Genomic DNA, 3057 nt, shown 5'->3' on the forward strand with positions numbered 1-3057 from the left:
GCCGCGGCGGGCATGGCGCTGGCCGGGGTGGGGCTGGCATGGCGGTCCATTTCGCCGGGTGCTGCCATCCGCTGCCCGGTGACCGGATCGTGGGCATCGTCTCGACCGGCAAGGGGATTACGGTGCATGCGCAGGGGTGCCAGACGCTGGAAACCTTTGCCGCCACGCCCGAGCGGTTCATGGATCTCGACTGGGATTACGACCTGATCGCCCGCAACGCCACCGGCCACCATACCGGCAGGCTGAGCGTGGTCACGGCCAATGAACCGGCCATGCTGGCCACGCTGACGAACATCGCCGCCAAGCATGAAGGGGTGATGGTCAACCTGCGCATCGTCAACCGCCAGCTCGAATTCATGGAAATCCTCGCGGATATCGAGGTGCGCGACCTGCGCCACCTGACCGCCATCATGGTGGGGCTGCGCGCCGCCAAGGGCGTGGTGCAGGTTGAACGGGCAAGGGGCTAGGCCATGCTGATCGGCATGGGCTCCGACCTGTGCGATGTCAGGCGGATCGAGGCGGTGCTGCTGCGCCATGGCCCGCGCTTCATGCGGCGCGTGTTCACCGCGTCCGAACAGGCGGCGGCCGAACGCAGGCAGGGCCTTGCCCGCCTTGGCACCTATGCCAAGCGCTGGGCGGCGAAGGAAGCCTGCGCCAAGGCGCTGGGCACGGGCTTTGCCCAGGGCGTGTACCACCACGACATGGGGGTTGAGAACCTGCCCGGCGGCCAGCCAGTCATGCGGCTTTCGGGCGGGGCGCTGGCGCGGCTGGAAACGCTGCGGCCGGCAGGGTTTGACACGCGGATTTTCCTGACCATGACGGACGAGCATCCCTATGCCTTCGCGCAGGTCATGATCATGGCGGAAAAAGCTGGCGCGGCCTGATCGCGTGGCCCCCATGCGGGCAATGCTTGACAGGCAGGTGGCGCGTGGGCTTGATCCGCACGTTATTCGTCCGGCGGTCGCTGTCCGGTCGATACCAGATCCGGATTAAAGAACAATTATGCCCATGGACGATAACAAGACCCTTTCCTCCCCGTCGCGAACCGGCCCGTCCCGTCGGGAGGGCGGGCTGGTTGAACTGCTGCGCACCATTGTCATCGCGGGCCTGCTGGCCATAAGCGTGCGCACCGTGCTGTTCGAACCGTTCAACATCCCGTCGGGTTCCATGATCCGACATTGCAGGTGGGGGATTACGTGTGGGTGGCCAAGTACAGCTATGGCTATTCCCGTTTCGCGCTGCCCGGTTCACCCAACCTGTTCCAGGGGCGGATCTTCGACCATGCGCCCCACCGTGGCGACGTGGCGGTCTTCCGCTTCACGAAGGATACGTCGATCGACTATATCAAGCGCATCGTCGGGCTGCCCGGTGACCATGTCCAGATGCGTGAAGGCCATCTCTACATAAACGGGCAGGAAGCCCCGCGTGAGCCGGAAGGCGAATATGTGGCGATAGACGAGCACCGCACCCATATGGAGGGGGATCGCTACCGCGAGATCCTGCCCGGCAGTGGCGGGCGTGGGCCGGTCGCGCATGACATCCTCAAACTGACCGATGAGGCGGCAAGAACGACACGCCCGAATACGTCGTGCCGCCGGGATATTTCTTCGCCATGGGCGACAACCGTGATGACAGCGCTGACAGCCGCTTCATGGGGGATGAGCCGCAGGATCTCGGCTTTGTGCCCATGGAGAACCTGGTGGGGCAGGCCAAATGGATCTTCATGTCCGTCGATGGCATGCATCCGTTCTGGCAGTTCTGGTACTGGCCGGCCGAAATCAGGTGGAACCGCCTGTTCATGGGGGTTCACTGACCATGGAGGCCGCGCGTGTCCCGGCTGCTGAAATCCGGCGGCTGGAAGCCTGTCTGGACTATCACTTCGTCCAGCCCGCCCTGCTTTTGCAGGCCCTGACGCATCGCTCCGCCGCGCATGAACGCAATGGCGGACGCCGCACGCGCCAGAGCGTGGCGAAACGGGGTGCCGGCTCCAACGAACGGCTGGAATTCATAGGCGACCGCGTGCTTGGCCTGCTCATGGCGGAGTGGCTGCTCGAACGCTTCCCGCATGAGCAGGAGGGCGCGCTTGGGCCCCGCCACGCCCATCTCGTCTCACGCACGGTGCTGGCCCGGATCGCGCAGGTGATGGACCTGCATGCGGCGCTGGACGTGGCCGAGCATGAGGCGCGGGCCGGGGTGCGGCAGACGGCCAACGTGCTGGCTGATGCGGTGGAGGCGATTCTGGGGGCCATCTATCTCGATGGCGGGCTGGAGCCCGCGCGCGGCTTCGTGCGCAGGATGTGGAATGATTCCATCGTGGCGCAGGCGCATCCGCCCAAGGACCCCAAGACCGCGCTGCAGGAATGGGTGCTGGCGCGCGGACTGGCGCTGCCGCAGTATCGCGTCATCTCATCCGATGGCCCATCGCATGCGCCGCGTTTCGTCATTGCGGTGGACGTACAGGGAAAAACCGGGCAGGGCGTGGCCGGAAGCAAGCGCGCCGCCGAAAGTGACGCCGCATCCGACCTGCTGCGCCAGCTTGGCGCGGAACGGCAGGCCGCCCCCACCCCCGACCGTAAAGGGCACGGACAATGACTGGTCAGGATCAGGACACGACGACACGCTGCGGTTTCGTGGCCATCGTGGGGGCGCCCAACGCGGGCAAGTCCACGCTGCTCAACCGCATGGCGGGCACCAAGCTGTCCATTGTCAGCCCCAAGGCGCAGACCACGCGCTTCAGGGTGCTGGGCATTCTCATGCGCAACCATACCCAGATCCTACTGGTGGATACGCCGGGCATCTTCCAGCCCCGGCGCAAGCTGGATCGCGCCATGGTCGCGGCGGCATGGACCGGATCGGAAGATGCGGACATCACGCTGCTGATCGTGGATGCCCGTGCGGGCATGACCGAGGCGCTGCGCGCCATCGCCACGCGGCTGGCGGAGCAGAAGCGCAGGCTGTGGCTGGTGCTGAACAAGACGGACCTCGTGCGCCGTGACGCGCTGCTGCCGCTGACCGCCGAACTGTCGGCCATCCTGCCGGTCGAGCATGTGTTCATGG

4 protein-coding genes and 1 pseudogene are annotated in these 3057 nt (G+C 65.8%); all 5 read left to right on the forward strand.

Annotated features, from left to right (window positions below):
• Positions 1-467 (forward strand): ACT domain-containing protein (locus tag JCM25156_RS24105; protein WP_034959620.1); only part of this gene is annotated, 467 nt, incomplete at its 5' end.
• Between the two features lie 3 nt (positions 468-470).
• Positions 471-884, forward strand: a complete 414-nt coding sequence (gene acpS, locus JCM25156_RS12375) for a holo-ACP synthase (protein ID WP_025813315.1) — start codon at positions 471-473, stop codon at positions 882-884.
• 124 nt (positions 885-1008) lie between these two features.
• Positions 1009-1813 (forward strand): annotated as a pseudogene (lepB, locus tag JCM25156_RS24110) (signal peptidase I).
• A gap of 2 nt (positions 1814-1815) precedes the next feature.
• Positions 1816-2592 (forward strand): ribonuclease III, encoded by a 777-nt coding sequence (rnc, locus tag JCM25156_RS12390; protein WP_025813319.1) that lies wholly within the window; start codon positions 1816-1818, stop codon positions 2590-2592.
• Positions 2589-3057 (forward strand): GTPase Era (gene era, locus JCM25156_RS12395; RefSeq protein WP_025813320.1); only part of this gene is annotated, 469 nt, incomplete at its 3' end. The genes rnc and era, both read left to right, overlap by 4 nt.

The sequence above is a fragment of the Komagataeibacter kakiaceti JCM 25156 genome (assembly GCF_000613305.1).

Excerpts from the sequence above, each read along its gene's own strand:
- acpS (WP_025813315.1), top strand. The coding sequence starts at position 471 with ATGCTGATCGGCATGGGCTCCGACCTGTGCGATGTCAGGCGGATCGAG.
- rnc (WP_025813319.1), top strand. The coding sequence starts at position 1,816 with ATGGAGGCCGCGCGTGTCCCGGCTGCTGAAATCCGGCGGCTGGAAGCC.